Below are 2616 nucleotides of genomic sequence, written 5' to 3'. Positions count from 1 at the left end.
CCCGCCGAAACTGAATTCACGCGGCCCCGGCGGACGCGGCAGATCCAGCAGGATGCCGACCACCGAGTACGCCGCCGAAACGGGCAACGTCAGCAGCATCAGCGCCCGCAGCAGCCACAGGTGGTCCAGCCCCAGACGTAACGCGCTGTTCAGGAGCGCCACGGCAACAACGGCAGCTGTCACCGCCAGATAAATAACGACGGCGGCCCTTGCCCGGCGGGGCAGTGACCTTTTGTCCGGCCGAGATTCCCTACGCACAACGTCCCCCTGATCGCCGTTCCGGCTGGTCAACCCCCCACCGGCACTTTGATGGTCCCACGCTGCGCGCCGCGCATCCCGGAGGCTGGGCTCGGCGACCAGGGGTCCGTGGTGCGCCGGCATCCGGTCTGGGCAACGCCGCCGGGCTGGCGCCCCACATCAACCTTTCAGTGGATCCCGAGTCCTGGATTCGCCCGTAGTCTCAGGACATGCTCTTGCCTGCGATCATCCTCATCACCGCTGCCCTGGTCTTCTATTCGATCGGCATCTGGGCGGAGCGCATCCAACGCGTCCTGAAGTGGTGGCATGCGGGATTCTTTGCGTTGGGACTGCTCTGCGACGCCAGCGGAACCTACCTGATGACCCAGCTCGCGGCATCCGGCGAAGGCCGGGCCGAGGGAGCCGGAGCGGGACTCAACGCGGTTATGGCCGTCACCGGAGCGGCCGCGCTGCTGCTCATGGTGATCCATCTGGCCTGGGCCGCCATTGTGCTGCTGCGCAACCGCGACGCTGAGAAAAAACAGTTCCACAAATTTTCACTTCTCGTCTGGGGCATCTGGCTTATCCCCTATTTCACCGGGGCCATCGGCACCAACCTCGGCTGAGCAGCCGCCCATAAGATGAGGCATGGACTTCGTGGGTTTGCTCTGGACCGTGGTGGGCGCCGCGCTGATTCTGCTGATGCTCGCCGACGTTTTCCAGACCCTCCTCTATCCGCACGGCTCCGGTCCGGTGGGCCGCGCGATCATGCGCGGGTTCTGGCTGCTGTCACGGGAACTCCGGGGCCGCGGACCCTTCATCGCAGCCCCGCTGGCCATGGCCGCCGTGATCGCGGCGTGGGCGGCCCTGGCTGCCGTCGGTTGGGCCCTGCTGTATTTGCCCCACCTGCCGGATGGATTTGTTTACGGGGGCGGGGTTCCGCAACGGGGCGACTTTGCCGAAGCACTCTACATTTCCCTGGTGACCCTTTCCACCGTGGGCTTCGGGGAGATCGTCCCGGCGCATGCTCTGCTCAGGCTGGTTGCCGCTCTGCAGGCGGTTACCGGATTCGGGCTGCTGACCGCAACGGTCACCTGGATCCTGCAGACGTACCCGGCCCTGAACCGCCGCCGCGCCCTCGCCCATCAGCTGAACCTGTTCCGGGAGGCGGCCGGCCACGGCGGCCTGGCTTCGCTGGAACCCCGTCACGCTGCCGGGCTGCTGGAATCGATGGCCGGAAACGTAGCGGCAGTGAGTATCGACCTGCTGGCTTTCCACGAAACCTATTATTTCCGCGAAGTGGAGCAGCGGGGTTCCCTGCCCGCAACCGTTGCCTACGCCCAGCAGCTCGCGTCACAGGCCCAGGGCAGCGGCAACCCCGAACTCCAGTTCGCCGGGCGGATGCTGCACGCAGCGTTGGAGGGGCTCGCGGATGTCCTGCGCGGGAGGTTCGGCCATTCCGGAACAACGTCCTCCGACGTGTTCGACAGCTACGAACTCCACCACCGGCACCGCAGGCCCGGGCACAGATAGGTCCGGCTACTTCACCCAGCCCGATTTCTGCAGCCAGTCGCTGAGGATGGGCAGGACAACGCTGCTGTGCATCGCGCCCAGGTGGTCCAGGCCCGGCAGGACGCGGACGTCCCACCCCGCTTTGGTCAATGTTCCCTGGTGCCGGGCCAAGGGCTCCCCGATTCTCACGAGGACGCCACCCCACAACGGCTTGTAGTCAATGCTGTCCTCGGCCCCGGCGAACGCCAGGCGCGGCAGGTCGGCGGGGAGCACGGCGGCAATATCGTCAAAGTCCTGAAGCGCTTCGTACAGGGTAACGAACTGCTGCGTCTGCTCCTCAGTGGTCTGGATGGACACCGAGTCCCAGTCCCCCGGCTCGGGCTCCGGGACCGCCGCGGCCGGTTGGCCGGCCGCCTTCCCCGACAGCACATGGGCTGCCCGGGTGACCGTCAGCATGCTCTGGTACGGGCCGTCCAGGGGCGGGAAGCCGCCCATGGCGAGCGCCCGGAGCCGGTCTGTGCGCAGCGCAAGCTGCAGGCCGCTCAGCGCCAGCCAGGAGTAGCCGTAATAGGCGAAAGTTTCGGCGCCGGCCGCGTCCGCCATGGCCAGCAGGTCCGCCGCGATGTTCTCCGGTGTGAGCGTCGCCGGTGCCGGGTGGGCCATCCGGTGGGCTTCGTAGTCGGCCGCGATCACCAGGTTCGTCGCCGCCAATCCCTTGATGAGGCTGGGGCCCAGGTCAGGGTCGCCGCCCCACTGGCGGAGCGTTTCCGCTTCCGCCGCCGTGTGCGTGGCGAGGCTGACCGGCAGGAGGATGGCGGGGCCGTCACCCCGGACGGTGAGGGCAATGGTGGTGCCGTCGTGCAGGAC

At 67.4% G+C, this 2616-nt stretch carries 4 protein-coding genes; 2 read left to right on the top strand and 2 right to left on the bottom strand.

Annotated features, from left to right (window positions below):
- Positions 1–258: hypothetical protein (locus DBR22_RS18450; RefSeq protein WP_146187569.1), on the bottom strand; the 258-nt coding region annotated here is incomplete at its 3' end.
- A 209-nt stretch (positions 259–467) separates the two neighbouring features.
- Here DBR22_RS18450 and DBR22_RS18445 point away from each other — a divergent pair.
- Positions 468–863 (top strand): HsmA family protein, encoded by a 396-nt coding sequence (locus DBR22_RS18445; RefSeq protein ID WP_108600205.1) that lies wholly within the window; start codon positions 468–470, stop codon positions 861–863.
- A 22-nt stretch (positions 864–885) separates the two neighbouring features.
- Positions 886–1770, top strand: a complete 885-nt coding sequence (locus tag DBR22_RS18440) for a potassium channel family protein (RefSeq protein WP_108600204.1) — start codon at positions 886–888, stop codon at positions 1768–1770.
- Positions 1771–1776: 6 nt separating this feature from the next.
- On the opposite strand, the gene DBR22_RS18435 is transcribed toward DBR22_RS18440, so the two are convergent.
- The coding region (locus DBR22_RS18435; RefSeq protein ID WP_219928137.1) for an alpha/beta hydrolase at positions 1777–2616 on the bottom strand (840 nt) is incomplete at its 5' end.

Source organism: Arthrobacter sp. HMWF013 (assembly GCF_003061105.1).
GTDB lineage: Bacteria > Actinomycetota > Actinomycetes > Actinomycetales > Micrococcaceae > Arthrobacter.
This window is presented reverse-complemented; position numbering and strand designations above follow the sequence as displayed.